14 protein-coding genes and 1 tRNA gene are annotated in these 14956 nt (G+C 58.4%); 7 read left to right on the plus strand and 8 right to left on the minus strand.

Annotated elements, in window-relative coordinates:
* Positions 1 to 944: 944 nt before the first annotated feature.
* Positions 945 to 1223 (minus strand): hypothetical protein, encoded by a 279-nt coding sequence (locus IIC71_08320; GenBank protein MCH7669188.1) that lies wholly within the window; start codon positions 1221 to 1223, stop codon positions 945 to 947.
* A gap of 140 nt (positions 1224 to 1363) precedes the next feature.
* A tRNA-Met gene (locus IIC71_08325) sits at positions 1364 to 1437 on the minus strand.
* A gap of 273 nt (positions 1438 to 1710) precedes the next feature.
* On the opposite strand from IIC71_08325, the gene IIC71_08330 reads away from it, so the two are divergent.
* A complete protein-coding gene (locus IIC71_08330; protein ID MCH7669189.1) occupies positions 1711 to 2805 on the plus strand; it encodes an anti-sigma factor in 1095 nt (364 codons plus the stop codon).
* A gap of 150 nt (positions 2806 to 2955) precedes the next feature.
* Here IIC71_08330 and IIC71_08335 read toward each other — a convergent pair whose 3' ends face one another.
* The 3 genes from IIC71_08335 to IIC71_08345 are packed head-to-tail and all read right to left on the minus strand — an operon-like array spanning position 2956 to position 8937.
* The gene (locus tag IIC71_08335) at positions 2956 to 5835 is read right to left on the minus strand and encodes a UPF0182 family protein (GenBank protein ID MCH7669190.1); all 2880 of its coding nucleotides are present in this window, start codon (positions 5833 to 5835) and stop codon (positions 2956 to 2958) included.
* Positions 5836 to 5844: 9 nt separating this feature from the next.
* Entirely contained in the window at positions 5845 to 7779 is a 1935-nt protein-coding gene (locus tag IIC71_08340) for a hypothetical protein (GenBank protein MCH7669191.1), read from the minus strand.
* A 42-nt stretch (positions 7780 to 7821) separates the two neighbouring features.
* On the minus strand, positions 7822 to 8937 hold the full coding sequence (locus IIC71_08345) for a PDZ domain-containing protein (protein ID MCH7669192.1): 1116 nt from the start codon (positions 8935 to 8937) through the stop codon (positions 7822 to 7824).
* A 140-nt stretch (positions 8938 to 9077) separates the two neighbouring features.
* On the opposite strand from IIC71_08345, the gene IIC71_08350 reads away from it, so the two are divergent.
* From IIC71_08350 to IIC71_08370, 5 genes are all read left to right on the plus strand, one after another.
* Entirely contained in the window at positions 9078 to 9902 is an 825-nt protein-coding gene (locus IIC71_08350; protein MCH7669193.1) for a hypothetical protein, read from the plus strand.
* A 101-nt stretch (positions 9903 to 10003) separates the two neighbouring features.
* Positions 10004 to 10591 (plus strand): biotin transporter BioY, encoded by a 588-nt coding sequence (locus IIC71_08355; protein ID MCH7669194.1) that lies wholly within the window; start codon positions 10004 to 10006, stop codon positions 10589 to 10591.
* Positions 10592 to 10679: 88 nt separating this feature from the next.
* Positions 10680 to 11087: a hypothetical protein gene (locus IIC71_08360; GenBank protein MCH7669195.1), complete on the plus strand. Its 408-nt coding sequence runs from the start codon at positions 10680 to 10682 to the stop codon at positions 11085 to 11087.
* Positions 11084 to 11854 carry a hypothetical protein gene (locus tag IIC71_08365; GenBank protein MCH7669196.1) on the plus strand — a complete coding sequence of 257 codons (771 nt, stop codon included), beginning with the start codon at positions 11084 to 11086 and terminating at the stop codon, positions 11852 to 11854. The genes IIC71_08360 and IIC71_08365 overlap by 4 nt, the downstream gene beginning before the upstream one ends.
* Before the next feature lie 154 nt (positions 11855 to 12008).
* Positions 12009 to 12428 (plus strand): hotdog fold thioesterase, encoded by a 420-nt coding sequence (locus IIC71_08370; GenBank protein ID MCH7669197.1) that lies wholly within the window; start codon positions 12009 to 12011, stop codon positions 12426 to 12428.
* Between the two features lie 5 nt (positions 12429 to 12433).
* Here the strand turns inward: IIC71_08370 and IIC71_08375 are convergent, their stop codons facing one another.
* Positions 12434 to 12991 carry an SH3 domain-containing protein gene (locus IIC71_08375; GenBank protein MCH7669198.1) on the minus strand — a complete coding sequence of 186 codons (558 nt, stop codon included), beginning with the start codon at positions 12989 to 12991 and terminating at the stop codon, positions 12434 to 12436.
* A gap of 4 nt (positions 12992 to 12995) precedes the next feature.
* Between IIC71_08375 and IIC71_08380 the strand changes: the two genes are divergently transcribed.
* On the plus strand, positions 12996 to 13262 hold the full coding sequence (locus IIC71_08380) for a hypothetical protein (GenBank protein ID MCH7669199.1): 267 nt from the start codon (positions 12996 to 12998) through the stop codon (positions 13260 to 13262).
* Between the two features lie 62 nt (positions 13263 to 13324).
* Here the strand turns inward: IIC71_08380 and IIC71_08385 are convergent, their stop codons facing one another.
* Positions 13325 to 14110, minus strand: a complete 786-nt coding sequence (locus tag IIC71_08385) for an ABC transporter ATP-binding protein (GenBank protein MCH7669200.1) — start codon at positions 14108 to 14110, stop codon at positions 13325 to 13327.
* Positions 14098 to 14889, minus strand: coding sequence for an ABC transporter ATP-binding protein (locus tag IIC71_08390; protein MCH7669201.1), 792 nt, complete (start codon positions 14887 to 14889; stop codon positions 14098 to 14100). The genes IIC71_08385 and IIC71_08390 overlap by 13 nt, the downstream gene beginning before the upstream one ends.
* Between the last annotated feature and the right edge of the window lie 67 nt (positions 14890 to 14956).

A 14956-nucleotide genomic window follows, 5' to 3' on the forward strand; every position in this document is an offset into this window, starting at 1 on the left:
TACCAGCATACCCTCACCAAACTCAATCAACCCTGCGACTTTGACCTTGACAGCCGTCACCTTACCTCAAGCGGCAACCCGCTGTAAAGCCAATCATGCAGCAGCTTCCACACGAACGTTTTGCGCTGGGTATAGGTCACCATATTCGTATATATACGTTCCTCTTACCACGCGCAAAACGTTCGCCACAGATACCCAGTCGTCAAAGACTTTGACAACAGCGTCCCTTGCTACTTTTCTACCTTTAGCGACCCAACGTTCTAGCTGTTTAGCATTGGAAAAGTATCGACGTGGCTGGAGCTTTCCTTGGATGCGGACAGGCCATGAAATAACATCGCCCATACTGTTTCGTAGAACAACGATGTCAGAACATCGCCGGTAGACCCATCCCTTGTTGATGAATTCTCCTGGACCTAGCGCCTTTGCTCGTAGGTTAAGCTGATGCTCTCGTAAACGCTCGTACTGAGGAACAACGAGCAACCGGCCTGTAGCAGCTAGACACGTTCTATAGTCGGTCACAGCCCGATGGCTACGACAAAGGAGAGCCGCGCTGGTCGCCACGCTGACCGGCTTGGTTGGGCCACGACTAAGCGCAGGTTGCGCCAAGAATGCACGCATCTGCTTGACGCTATGGAGTGCGTCTGGGTCCACGCCGACAAGAGCTGTTTCGTCCACACAGCTTTCTTGCCGGACAGCATTCCAAAGGCGACGTCTACTGTAGAGTAGAACACGTCTGCGTGTCAGACGCCAAAACACGCCATTACCACGACGTAACAAAACCCGCGCATTTGTGAGAGAGATAGAAAAGAGCCGTGCTAGTTGCCCCGCAAAAACCCGTCGGTTGTCCGACGACGACCCATTTCCAGCTAGCACAGCCCAAGCCATGATACCGCGAGCTGGAAATTGCCGCCTCGTGTATAGATAGGACCATGCTGGAACAGGAATCATGATGTCTTGTCCTGCTCCAACTTCTTCATCTTTGCGCGCTCAACCCCCGACATACCAGGTGCGTCCCCAGCGTCGATCTCCGCGCCAACTACCCACCGCCGAACCGACTCGGTGCCGTACCCCAACTGGTCCGCGACCCGAACCACTGTTCCCTGAGACGTCCCCAGCTCCCTCCGCAGCTCAAAAACCAGCCGAACAGCCTGATCCTTCTCATCGCTTGTATACCGACGAGTCGTCGGCCTTCCCGGTGTGATTTCCTTTGTCATAACCCTCATCTTTCCACACTCAAAAGCCTCCAAGAATCCCAGGGCGAACCATCCAAACGTTTGACACAGGTTTGACATGGGGTGTTTGGCACTGATTCCGGAAACGACGAAACCCTTGAGAACGTCAATGTCTCAAGGGTTTCTAGTTGTAGCGGGGGCGGGATTTGAACCCGCGACCTTCGGGTTATGAGCCCGACGAGCTACCAGACTGCTCCACCCCGCGTCGTGTGAAGGCGAGATGGTAACGGAACCGCAGGACAATCCCAAAACACGGTGCCTCGCCAGCGCGACACCTTGGATACTCAGACTGGACAACCCGCACGTGGGACGTGGAAACCCCAGTTCGTGCACCGTCACGGGGCGGTTCTTGCAGGTTTGTGAACGCGTACGGAACGGTTTGTGAACACTTCTCTATTCGCAACACATGGCGTTGCGCTTGTGGTTGTTTGGGCAAGAACGGTCACGCATTGGCCAGCTCAAGCAAGGAAGATCACACATGAATCAGTTCCTATCGAAACGTCGGCTTCTCGCCCTCGTGCTCGCCAGCCTGATGGTGTTCGCCGCATGTAGCGGCGGGTCCAGCGATGCCGCTGACGAGTCGGCTGACGTCGCTGCTGAGGCACTCGCCGAGCAGGAAGACTCCACCGACGAGGCCATGGAAGACAGCGACGAAGCCATGGGGGAAGACTCGGAAGAAGCCATGGAAGAAGAGGCCATGGAAGAAGATTCCGACGACGCCATGGAAGAAGATTCCGAGGACGTCGACGCCATGATGGCGGGCGGACCAGGTCTGCACTTTGACGTCTCAAACTTTCCAACCCTTGCAAACGGTGTCCACTATGAGGGCTGGGCCGTCATCGACGGTGCTCCAGTCTCTACCGGCAAGTTCAACGTTGTCGACGGCAAGACCGTCAGCCTCGATGGTGACGAGATCAAGGGCTTCCACATCGAGGAAGATCTCGCCGCGGCCACCACGATCATCGTGACGATCGAACCAGAGGGTGACACAGATGCCATTCCATCTGACACTCACTTCGTTGCGGGTGACGTCGACTCAGATGGAAAGTCAGAACTCACCATCGACCACCCTGCCGCCCTCGGCACTGACTTCTCCGATGCCACCGGACAGTTCATTCTTGCAACCCCATCGAACGGAAACGACACGGACGAGTTGTCTGGGGTTTGGTTCCTCGACCCATCGGGACCTTCGGCCTCTTTGACACTGCCCACGCTCCCCGCGGGTTGGACCTACGAGGGATGGGCTGTCATCGATGGGACACCGGTCAGCACCGGCACGTTCCTCAGCGCTGAGGGTGCCGATAGCGGCGAACCGTTCAAGGGTGAAGGCGACACACCGCCGTTCCCTGGCGAGGATTTCCTCCGCAACGCACCAGACGGATTGACCTTCCCCACAGACCTACGTGAGCTGCCAATCGTCATCTCGGTCGAGCCCTCACCAGACGATGCACCAACACCGTTCGTGTTGAAACCCCTGGTCGGCAAAGCGCCGGGAAACGCGGCCGATCACGTTCTCTACGAGCTCGGCAACAACTCCGACGACCTACCCAAAGCAGAAATCTGGATCGGATAACGTCCTCATCTGATCCCAGTCGGCCCCACACCGTGGGACCGCAACAATCCAGTGGCCCCTCTCCCAATACACGGGAGAGGGGCCACTGCTGTCATCGAATCACAACGTCTGCCCTGAGATACTCTGCGCTATCACCGAAGCGCAAACCGCCTAGTTGCTTGCGGCAAGATTGGCGGCCCTTGTCACCAGATCCTCAGCAAGTTGCACAAACTCTGCGTACTTGGCGAGGTCACCGGATTTCAGCGCGGCGTTGGCATCGTCGAACGCCACTTGCGCTTGCACAATGAGGTCTGCAACGCTGCCGTCCCCGATCGGCGTTGGCGGAGGTGTTGTCGTGGGCGTCTCGGACGGATCCACCGGCTCAACAGGCACACCGGTGTCGTCGAAGATCACCGAGATTGCCTCATCGAGAGTCTTACGCATGACAATCTGCCCATCGAACGACACAACAACCTGCTTGAGCTCGGGGATACCACCGTCGGTCCCTCCCGACGCAGAATCGGCGCGCAGATAGATCGGCTGCACATACAGCAGCGACTCGTCAATTGGTATGACCTGCATGTTGCCCTTCACCACGGTCGAACCTGTCTGGCCCCACAGGGTGAACTGCGCTGAAATCTCGGTGTTCTGGTTAATGAAGTCGCCAACCTGGCCCGGGCCGGCTTGCGAGGCATCCGCCGGCAGCGTGTACACGATCAGATCGCCATACGAACCGGGATCCGACTTTGCGACCAGGAACGCAACCATGTTTGGACGCTCGGCCGGCGTAAATGGCTGCATCAATATGAACGACAAATCTTCTTCGCCGGGTAGCTCCATCAGCAGGTAGTACGGCGACATGGGCCGGTCACTCGTAGTTAAGTTGAACGAGGGCTCGCGGAACACTTCTGTGGAAGAGGTCGACGGGTCACGGGCTATCTGCCACGGATCAACCAACGAGAAGAACTCCCTTGCGTCGGTGATGTGGTAGTTGAGGTACATATCTGACTGCACTCGGAACATCGCCTCGGGGTAGCGGAAGTGCTCAGCTATTCCTTCGGGCAACTCTGATGCATCTTTGAACAGGCCGGGAAAGATGCGCTGCTGGGAACGTATCAGCGGGTCGCTCGGGTCGATCACGTAGAGGTTTATCTCTCCGCTCTCGGCGTCGACCAGCGCCTTCACCGAGTTCCGGATGTAGTTGAAGTTGTTGGACAGGCTTGAGGACCGGCCGATGGCCGACAGGCGCCCGGTCTCGGCCCGTTCAGCGAACGGGTATTGATTGGTCGTTGTGTAGAGGTCAACAACCCACACCAGCCGGCCATCAAGCACAACAAGATAGGGGTCGTCATCGCTCGACAGGAACGGCGCAATGCGCTCGACGCGCTCGCGTACGTTGCGGATGAGCAGCAGGCGAGAGTCAGTACGGATTTGTCCAGAGATGAGTGTATCGAGGTTGAGGAACCGAGTCGCAAACGCGGCACGGCGGAAGACGCTCGACAACTGAACCCCGCCCGTACCCGAGTAGGAACCATAGACAATTCGCTCGCCGCCAATGTCGTCGGGGAAGTCAGCCTCAGGCTCATCGGTGTTGACAATCTTGTACGACGTACCTGACTCGTCACCAAAGTAAATGCGCGGCTCATCAATGAGGAACACATCATTGGTGGTGGTCGGCGGGATGTCCTGGACAAAGAAGTCGGGTTGACCGTTTATGGTGACCGCGTTTGCGGGTGACAGAACCGCGCCAAAACCGTGCGTGTACACAAACGTTTCGGTGACCCACCCGCTCGACGGAAGGTTTGCCTCATCAAGCTCCCGTCCCGAGATCATCACCTGCGTCAGTTCACCATCGATTACGTAGCGGTCGACGTCAACATCGGGAAGCGAGTAAAACGTGCGGATCTCTTGGAGTTTCTTGTATGTGGGCTCCAACACCGAGGGGTCCCACAGCCGGATATTGTCGATCGTCTGCGAGTTATTGGCAATACCCTCGCCCGTGAGTGCAGCGGACGCGGCGAACGGGATTACTTCGATGTCCTCAATGTCGTACGCCCGTCTTGTGAACTCGATGTTGTACTCCACGAACGGCTCTTCACGACTCACCGCCTCGGGATCGACTCGAAAACGTTGAATGAATGCCGGGTAGATCCCGCCGATGACGATCGACGTGAACAGCCACAATGCCAGCGCAACAACCGGTAACACCCATCCCCGCAAAAAAACGTTCACTACAAGGATGAGGGCGGCAATGATCGAGATAAAGATCAACAAATTCAAGGCGGGACGTTTTGCGTGGAAATCGGTGTACGAGACACCAAACACTTCGCCTCGCTCAGAGTAAACGAGACTCCATTTGTCGAGGAGGTACCCAAACGCCTTGAGCAACGCAATGCCAGCAAACAAAAGTGACATGTGCATTTTGACACCCGATCCAACGGGGCGACCGGACGCCACCTGGATAGCACCGTTGAAATAGTGCAATGCCGCAACGACGATCGCAGTGACGATCAGAAGTTGGAAAATCCAACCGAATGACGCCCGATAGAATGGCAGCTCAAACACGTAGCGCGACAAGTCGTTGCCAAACACCGGGTCGTTGATCCCAAAGGATTCTGAGGAACGGAAGAACAGCCACTCACGCCAGAACGCTCCTGCGCCGAGGGCGACCATGCCGGCAAGGAACGCGGCAACCGCAAGCCTGACCTTCGCAATCCGGGGTCCGACCCACTCTTGGAAACGTTCGAGCAGCTCGGCGTCAACGTCGTCCGGGTGTGGGGGAATCGGCGGCGAGATGCGGTTGACAAGCCGCATGTTTCCCCATATCACCGCAAAAGCGACAACAAACGCGACCAACATCAACCAGAACTTTGTGAACACCAACGTCGACCAAACCGACGTCTGATTGACAGAGTCATACCAGAGATAGTCTGTCCAAAGAACTGTAACGGCACGTAGAAGGATGATCGCGCCGAACGCGATCGCCGCGTAGAGACCGATTCTCGACTGTTTTACACTGGGGCGGCGCACGTTGCGCGGAAACTCAATCACGGGGTCATTCTATTCGATTACAAGACCATCGGGGCCGAGTTCGTCCGAACCAGCGTCATACGCAGCTCGAGCAGCGGACCGCAGCCGGCGTTCAGCCTCGTCGGAACGCCACGCACGGAACACTTTGCTGGCGGCGCTTGCAACCTGGCGCCCCCCTGCACCAGAACTGACCGCACGCTCGATAGCCGCATTGACAGCATCAAGAAGGTCATCAAGAAATTCTTTTCCGCCGGTGCCGTGTGCAGGGTCGCCGGGCTGCGATGCGGCCACGCCCTGCCGTTCAGCCTCTGCCGAATACCCGGCGATGTGCGCCTCCCTGACAAGCTGGTCAATGTCGCTGACCAGCGAACCGTCGACTTCTGTGACTGATGGGCGCCATTGTTGATCACTTGTCCGCAGTTCCTCTAGCGCGTGGTTCTGGATAGCAACGATGTGTTTTTTAACGAGACGTAACGTGCGGTTCTCAAGCGGAAGCGTCAGTTTGACACGCTGATCGTCGCGAGACTGATCGATCACCTCGCTAATCGCGGCTTCTCTCACGACCGCAGTCTTCCGCCGCTGAACCGGCTTTGCGGCGGGCTTTCGCTTCGTCCCCGGCGCAGTTTCGACCGGGGCCCCTTCGAAGTCTTCGCCCGTAGCAACCGAGGCGGATACCGTCGTTTCCGCGGAATCTCGTAGGGCAGCAAACAGGGCGTCGATTTCTCCTGTGTCCGTCTTCTGGTCGTCGGCGTGAGAAAGGTCGGTTTGCGAATCTGACGACGACTGGGGCACATCGCTAGGAACGGGCACCGCGGATGGGGTGACAGGCGGATCAGCCACCGGTGCGTCGACCGGGGCTTCGCTCTCGGCCGAAGCTGGCTCGCTGTCTGAGCCGGCTGACTCCGAAAGTGTGACCACCTCATCCAACTCGTCGTGTTGGCCGCCAGGCGCGGAGTCGGGATCCGTGTCGGGGGGCGCGGCCGGCTCTGAATCTGCGTCCCGAATTGGTTCGTCGATCTCTACAACGGACTCGCCGCCATCGAATACTTCGCCTGACTGGTGCGTTTTGTGCAGCTCCGCGACCTCATCGGCCATTGCCAACGCATCGACCGCCGCGTCGGGGATCTCAGAGGCCTTCAGCGGGAGAACTACCCGAACCGTGCCCTCGGCATCCGTCCACCCCTGAGACTCCGGACTCGGGATGAACTTCTGATGGGATTCGGGTTCGGAGTCCGCCAAATGCGCCGCCGCAGAAATTTCACTGATCGACTGGCGGGCAGTTTCTAGTTCAGCCATGAGTTCGGCACGTCGCTCTTCGAGCGCCCTCGCCCGCTGCTGGGCAGAGTCAGCAGCCCGCTGCGCCTCAAAGAGCAGCCCCTCGCTTTCCTTGCGGGCGGAGGTGAGCAGCTCGTCAGCGTCGCGTTGCGACTCCCGCACCACAGCATCGGCGTCCTGGCGTGCGTTACCGGTAAGACGCACCGACTCACGCTCAGCCTCCGCACGCATGAAGAATGCATCCTCCTGGGCTGTTGCCAGCAAGGACTCGGCTTGTTCCTTGGCAGTCGCGATCATTTCATGAGAGGACTCCCACGCAGCTGCTCGTAGGGCCTCTGACGCCTTCGTAGCGTCTGCTCGTCGAATCCGGGCTTCGTCATCTGCCTCGTTTCGCCAACGAGCCGAGTCTTCAACCGCCCGTGTACGCATGTTTTCAGCCGCCGCACGGGCATCCTGGAGGATCTTCGTTACATCTTGACCGATCTTGTCGAGTTCGACACGGAGCAACTCTCCCTCCTCAATGCCGAGTTGCTGAAGGGATTGTCGAAGCCTCTCCGCATCATCTTCAATGTCGCGGATGGTCGCTATCGCGTCGCGGCGGAAACTGTCGACCTCGTCGCGGTTGTACCCCTTGCGAGCAACCGAGAAGGATCGACCATTGAGATCATCAGCACTGGAAGTGGTAGCCATCGATCGCCAACATTACCGTCGCGCAAGCCGATCGCGTATCACTCAACCCTGAAGCCCGCGCAAGAACGTGAGGGCGTCGTCGATGGTTTCGATCCGAACAACACCGATGTCGTCACCGGCCGCGTCCACGGCGTCGTCGAAGTTATTCGCCGGCACCAGAACGTACGACGCTCCAGCAGTGATTGCGCCGTACACCTTCTGCTTTATACCGCCAATGGCGCCGACATTGCCGTCCTGATCAATCATCCCGGTACCAGCTATTGCGAGGCCCGCTGTCAGGTCCTCGTCGAGAAGGCGATCCATGATCTCAAGCGCAAACATCAAGCCCGCCGACGGTCCGCCAATGTTGTGTGTGTCGATGTCAATCTCGACCGGGAAAGCGATTCGAGCGTTGTAGTTCGAGAGCAGTACACCCACCATCCCGCGATCGAGATCTTCGACAAGGTCGCCATTGGCGTCCTCCGCACGAAACGGTCCTAGCGTTATGTTGAACATCAAGGTCTGCGGACTGGCGCTATCTGCACCCCGGACAAGTTCGACCTCGATCGTGTCTCCAGGAGCGTGGCCACCAATGAACTCGATAGCGTCGGTCGAGAACTGGATGGTCTCGCCGTTCACACCGACAATCACATCGCCCTCCTCAATCACTCCTTCCGCAGCTGAACCATCGATGACGCTGTTGATGATCGCACCGTCGCCCTCGAACGTGACCTCATAACCAAGCCGAGTGAGCGCCACAAAGATCGCGGCTTGCTTCGATTGGTCCATGAGGTCAATGTTCTGTTGACGCAGTTCCTCGGGGCTCACACCCCTCGGTCTGATGTTCTCCCTCGGGCTGAGATCGACCTTGGGATCGATCTGAGCGCCCCAGTACTCAAGCAGGCTGATTTCCCTGAGCGATACGGTGAGGAAGTAGAGCTGACCCTTCGATGGGCCAGCGTCGTCGGCGACCACGATGTAGTCGCCAACGTCATTGACAGGTCCGGGGGACAGGGCGTAATACTCGACAGACGTGTTCGCGGCGACGAACAGCACACCGCCAACGAGCAAGAAGAACGCAGCGAGAACGAAGGGCCACTTTCGTAGTTTCTTCTTCGGTCGCAGCGATTCGGGAACGTCTTGCCAGCGGGGATCGTCGGTATCGGTGGGTGTTGTCATGAGCAAACCATGCTACCGGGAGTTTTTTGGTAATTGTGAGACCCTGACCAACATTACAGCCGCCCGCGGTGACATCCCGCTGACATCAATGGCTGGCCTAGGTCACGAGACTCAAGGTATCGGTCCAGTACACTTACGAGATGTCACGCATATCTAACTCCATCGAGCTGGCCAAGACATCGTGGTCGGTGCTCAAGGCAGACAAGGAGCTTCTCCTTCTCCCTGTCATGTCGGCTGTCGCGTCCCTGATCACGATGGCAACCTTCATCCTGCCTCTCCTTGCATCGGGCACCATCTCGGACGAGTCCTCAGATGTGAGCGCGCTGGTGTACGTGCTTTTGTTTGTGCTGTACGTGCTTCTCGCCTTCATCACCGTATTCTTCAACGCCGCGTTGATCCACGCAGCCAACGAACGCCTTGCAGGAGGCGACCCGACAATCCGCTCAGCAATAGCTGGCGCCCGAGGATCCATCGGGTTGATTTTCCAATGGGCGCTGGTCTCGGCCACGATATCGATCATTCTCCGAACACTCGAAGAACGTGCCGGGATGCTCGGCCGGATTGTCATCTCTCTGGTAGGCATGGCATGGGCAGTCGTCACCTACCTAGTCCTGCCATTACTTGTCCTTGAGGGATACAGCGTCAAAGACGCCATCTCCGAGTCGGCGACGCTATTCAAGCGCACCTGGGGAGAGAACCTATCAGCACAAGTCGGTTTCAGCCTCCTGGGATTTGTGGTTGCCATTCCTGGCATTGCGCTCATCGTGCTGGGCGCTCTCACGGGCAGCGGAGTCTTGCTAGTTGTTCTGATCGCTCTTGGCGTCGCTTGGCTGGTGCTTGTCGCCGTCGTGTTGAGCGCCCTGGCGGTGGTTTTCCAGACGGCGCTCTACCGGTTCGCTCGCGACGGATCGGCGCCGGGTGCGTTCGATGCGAACAGCATGAACGGTGCCTTCTTTATCCGATAGGTAAGTATCTCATCCGGTAGGTCGCGAGATTCCGACGATACCGCACGGGCACCTCTCCACTCCGGTAATCTTCGGCAGCAAGAAACCAAGGAGTGTCCCCAGTGCAAACCGTTCTCCCATCAAACGTGCTTCTCGGCGCGGTCCTTCCTCGCTCGAAAGTAATCACCGCAGCTTTGGTGTTCGGTTTCGCCCTGTTCACTGCTGCAATGGCGCAGTTGGTGATCCCCCTCGGTTTCACTCCAGTACCAATCACCGGGCAGACACTCGCGGTGCTCCTCGCCGGCGGTGTCCTCGGCGCAAAGGCCGGTGCCGCAAGCCAGCTTCTCTACGTGGGCATGGGTGCAATCGGGCTGCCGTTCTACGCCGGCCAAGCTGGCGGATGGACCGCAGCGACAGGTGCAACAGGCGGGTACCTCGTAGGTTTCGTCATTGCGGCGTGGATTGTTGGACGGCTATCCGAACGTAACCAGGATCGTTCAGTGAGCACCGCACTCGGTGCGTTCCTGCTCGGCACAGTTGTGATCTACCTGGTTGGTGTCCCCTGGCTTGCGCACTCCATTGGAGTTGATTGGAACCGCGCCGCAGAACTCGGCGCATACCCGTTCATTGCAGGCGACCTCTTCAAGGTCACCATTGCCGGCGGGCTGCTCCCGGCTGCCTGGCGCCTGGTAGATCGCACACGAGAGTAGAACTTCACACAATTCTCACACTTAGCTTCGGGCCTACCTAACAAGTAGGCCCGAAGCTATTGATGTATCGACACAAGGGATCACCACGATGCATCGAAGAGGAACCATCGCCACTGCGGCACTCATCATCGGACTAGCGGCCTGCACGCCTGCTAACACCGAACTCACGAACACCACTACCACCGCGGAGTCGGCCGCCGACACAACGCAAAGCGCAGCCGGGACAGACACCCAGACACAGGGTGCCGCGTCTGACACTTCATCATCTGCAACGACGACCTCCACAAGCGAGCCGGTAGCAGCCGACACGACCACCGTTGCCACAACGACAGCTGCCTCGACAACAACGACAACAGCGATGGCCCCCGCCACCGTCGACCTCGATGAACTGGACGACGTCCTCGACGGCCTCGACGACCTGTTCAGCGGCCTCGACGACATCTTGAACGATCTTGACAACGCACTACAGCAAAACGAAGGAGTAATAATCCCATGAACAAGAATCGAACCATTGCAGTGATAGCGGCGTTTGCCGTCGTCCTTGCCCTCCCAGGCGCAGCTCTTGCCCAAGAGCGTGACACGGCGCCTACCGATGTTGTTCGCGAGCAGGAACGAGCTCGGGACACCGACCGACCGATCGAAGAGATCAAGGAACGGGCCGCTGAAGCAATCGCCAAGCGACAGGTCACACTCAACCGTCTGACAGAGAAAGCCATCGCGGCCCCACATCTCACCGACGAGCATGAGGCGTCGTTACTGGCGGACTACGCGGCGGCTTCCAGCGGTCTCGCCGATCTCGGCGATCGTATCGAGGGCGCAACAACCTACGAAGAGCTTCGCTCGCTGGTGCCGTTGATCGCCACTGACTACCGGGTGTACCTGGTGATTGCCCCGAAGTCGTATCTCGTCGTCGCGGCCGATCGCATCAATGCCGCGGTGCCCCGTTTCGAAGAAGCACTCGGAAAGATCGCGGCCCATATCGCTCGCGCTGAAGAAGCCGGGTGGGACGTAGCTGAGGCAGTTCGCTACCTCGACGAGGCCGAGGCGAATCTCGCCAACGCGGCCAGGCTTGTGGCGCCTGTTGCAGGCAATGTGATCAACCTCGACGCATCCGACTGGCCGAACCCGGCAGAAGCAACACTCAAGTCGAACCGCGAAGCCGTGCGCAATTCGCACAGCGAACTCAAGGCGGCAAAGGAAGCCGCCAAGGCTGCGGTCGAAGCACTGCGTGCCGCAGCACCGAACGACACTATCGACGGATAGCAAACCCGACGGCGCTGCCACGGATGAGGTAAAGCCACCGAACTGCCTCAAACGAGGAGGGCGACCCACCACAGGGTCGCCCTCCTCGCGTTCCAAACCGAGGCCGGTCGCCCGTTAGCCCAACAGGGTCCAAACCGTCAGCTACAGTTCGACAATGTCCCTACAGGATCGCGCAAGAACTCTCTTTGACGGTGATCTGTTCGCCAAGACACTCGGGGTCGAGTTCATCCGCGCTGACAACGATGCCGTGGTGCTTGGCCTGACGGTGACCGCCGAACACTGCAACGTCCACGGCACGCTCCACGGCGCAGTCAGCTACGCCCTTGCCGATATCAGCTTTGCGATTGCCAGCAACCTCGCCGGCCCGGCCGCAGTGGCGGTAGATGTCCACATGGTCTACTCGGGTGCGGCATGCAAAGGGGACAAGATCGTCGCGACTTGTACGGAGCTGCGCAGAGGACGAACGCTGGCTACCTACCGGTCCGACATCATGCTCGGTGACAAACTGCTCGGTTCATTCACCGGGACCGTGTTGATCACCGGGGCTACCGATACGACCGACATGTCCAGATAGTCCGTCTAGACGCAGAATCCACCGAGAACGCCACGCGTGCAGAGCAGCGTCCGTTCAACGCTCTTGAGTCCATGGATGCCGTCCTCCACCTGTATGAAGATGTGGAGCCTGAAACCAAGCACCGCGTCGTCTCCCAGATCGATCACGTCAACGGTAACCTCGTGAAGGTCTCCATCGGTCAGCGCAACAGTCGTGGTCACCCTTGAAGCTGGTTCTGCCGACGCAAACGCTGCAACAACCGCGTCGATGACGGTCTGATCGGAGTCGCCACTCGGCGTTTCACCGTGGAACGCAATGACATCCGCCGTTGCGTCGTCAACCTCGCCAAGGTACCCGATGAAGGCCGCAGACACCCACCCGGTGGTGCCATCCTTGTTCATTTCATACCAGAAAGACCTGGGTAACTGGCGGGTGTTCCCAGCCGCCACGAAAGCGGCATACGTAGGAGCTGCGGTAGCAACAATCTCCTCGCCAACGCCGGGGCCGCGGCGCACGTTGAGAACGTCATCAAACTCCACACCAACCACGGCGAGCACCTTGCCGGCCGTCGGCCCAAAGTCCACGGGTGTGCCTGCCAACGTAGTTGTGGTGGGTGGAGCGGTCGTGGTCGACGGTGTCGCGGTTGTCGTCGGCAGGGTGGTCGTCGGACTCGGGCTAGCAGTTGTGGTAGATGTCACAGTGCCGGTCGTCGACGTCGGCGGAAACGACGTTGTAGAAAAATCAGTGTCCGAGCCCGAGCATGCTGCGGCAATCAGCGCAACAGCAACAAGCGTTGCGGTCAAACGGAGTCTGTTCATGGCGGGTGTCCTCTCCCTTGTCGTCTCCCTCATGTAGACGTCAAATGACGTCGGTAGAGTTCCCGGCCGTCCGATAAAGTGACTCCCGCTCGATCGCCGCTAGACGGATGTCTCTTCGCCGAGATACGCCTTGATGACCGCAGGGTCCTTCTGCACGTCGGCGGGAACCCCCGTTGCGATCGGAGTGCCGAAGTCGAGCACGAGGATTCGGTCGGCTATGTCCATGACGAGGCCCATGTCGTGTTCGACAAGGATGATGGCCGTACCAAGCTCTTGGCGGATATCGAGAATGAATCTCGCCATGTCTTCTGTCTCCTCAAGGTTCATGCCGGCCACGGGCTCGTCGAGAAGTAAAAGCTCTGGTTCCATTGCGAGGGCACGACCCATTTCGACACGCTTCTGGATGCCATACGGCAGTAACGCGACAGGGTACGCACGCCACGACTCAATCTCTAGAAGGTCGATGATCTCTTCGACCACCGCCCGGTTGGCAAACTCCTCAGTGCGGGCCTTCTTGGTCCACAGCGCTCCCGCCAGCCAGCCGACGCTACTCCGAACATGGCGGCCAAGCAGCAGGTTGTCGAGCACGGTCATGTGGGCGAACAATTCAATGTTTTGAAACGTCCGCGCAATGCCAAGCTTCGCAATACGGTCGGGACGTTGCCCGAGAATCGACTCTCCCTTCCAGCGGATGTCGCCCTCTTGAGGTTTGTAAACACCGTTCACGCAGTTGAACGCTGACGTCTTGCCGGCGCCGTTCGGACCGATAATGGCAAACAGTTCGCCGTGGTTAACAGCGAAGCTGACATCCGAAAGAGCTTTCACGCCCTTGAAGGCCAGGCTCACGCTCTCGAATTCGAGCAACGGAACACTCACGACAACCATCTCTTTCGGCGTTTGTAGTGCTTGACGTCTCGGAACGACTTTCGTTCTCCGGAACCATGAAGCCCAAGGTAAAACTCCTTCACGTCTTCGTCCTTGAGGAGTCGCGCAGCGGGGCCATCCATAACGACCTTGCCTGTCTCCATGATGTACCCGTAGTTCGCAATCGATAGCGCCATGTTGGCGTTCTGTTCGATGAGCAGAACGCTGGTGCCGTCCTTGTTGATGTCGACGATGATGTCTCGTATCTGGGCGACGAGCATCGGGGCGAGCCCGAGGGATGGTTCGTCAAGAATGAGCAGCGAAGGGTTCGCCATCAATGCCCTACCAATGGCGAGCATCTGCTGTTCGCCACCAGAAAGGTAGCCGGCGGTGTCTTTCCGCCGTTCTTGCAGAACGGGAAACATATCCATCACGCGATCGTACGATTCCTTGACGTTTTTTTGGTCGCGGTTGGTCGTTGCCCCGGTGCGAAGATTGTCATCGACGGACATCTCGGCGAAAACCCTCCGTCCCTCCATCACCTGCGCTATACCACCCTTGACGACACGAGACGCATCAATGCGATGAATGTCTCTGCCGTTGTACGTAACCGAGCCTTTGGTGACCTCACCCTCGTGAAGGTCGAGTAGGCCGGTAATCGCACGCAGAGTTGTCGTTTTCCCCGCACCGTTGGCGCCCAGCAACGCGACGATTTGCCCTTCGCGAACCTCAAGACTGAGTCCGCGGAGCACGAGAACTACATCGTTGTAAACGACTTCAAGGTTTGCAACTGTAAGCATATTGCGGGTGGGTTCCTCACACCTCTATCGGGATGGGGGTGCGGCGAGGCCGCACCCCCATCGAATG

It is taken from the genome of Acidobacteriota bacterium (assembly GCA_022562055.1).
GTDB lineage: Bacteria > Actinomycetota > Acidimicrobiia > Spongiisociales > UBA5794 > BMS3BBIN02.

Coding starts and splice junctions, on each gene's coding strand:
- IIC71_08320 (MCH7669188.1), bottom strand. CDS start 1,223: ATGAGGGTTATGACAAAGGAAATCACACCGGGAAGGCCGACGACTCGT.
- IIC71_08330 (MCH7669189.1), top strand. CDS start 1,711: ATGAATCAGTTCCTATCGAAACGTCGGCTTCTCGCCCTCGTGCTCGCC.
- IIC71_08340 (MCH7669191.1), bottom strand. CDS start 7,779: ATGGCTACCACTTCCAGTGCTGATGATCTCAATGGTCGATCCTTCTCG.
- IIC71_08345 (MCH7669192.1), bottom strand. CDS start 8,937: ATGACAACACCCACCGATACCGACGATCCCCGCTGGCAAGACGTTCCC.
- IIC71_08350 (MCH7669193.1), top strand. CDS start 9,078: ATGTCACGCATATCTAACTCCATCGAGCTGGCCAAGACATCGTGGTCG.
- IIC71_08360 (MCH7669195.1), top strand. CDS start 10,680: ATGCATCGAAGAGGAACCATCGCCACTGCGGCACTCATCATCGGACTA.
- IIC71_08365 (MCH7669196.1), top strand. CDS start 11,084: ATGAACAAGAATCGAACCATTGCAGTGATAGCGGCGTTTGCCGTCGTC.
- IIC71_08370 (MCH7669197.1), top strand. CDS start 12,009: ATGTCCCTACAGGATCGCGCAAGAACTCTCTTTGACGGTGATCTGTTC.
- IIC71_08385 (MCH7669200.1), bottom strand. CDS start 14,110: ATGGTTGTCGTGAGTGTTCCGTTGCTCGAATTCGAGAGCGTGAGCCTG.
- IIC71_08390 (MCH7669201.1), bottom strand. CDS start 14,889: ATGCTTACAGTTGCAAACCTTGAAGTCGTTTACAACGATGTAGTTCTC.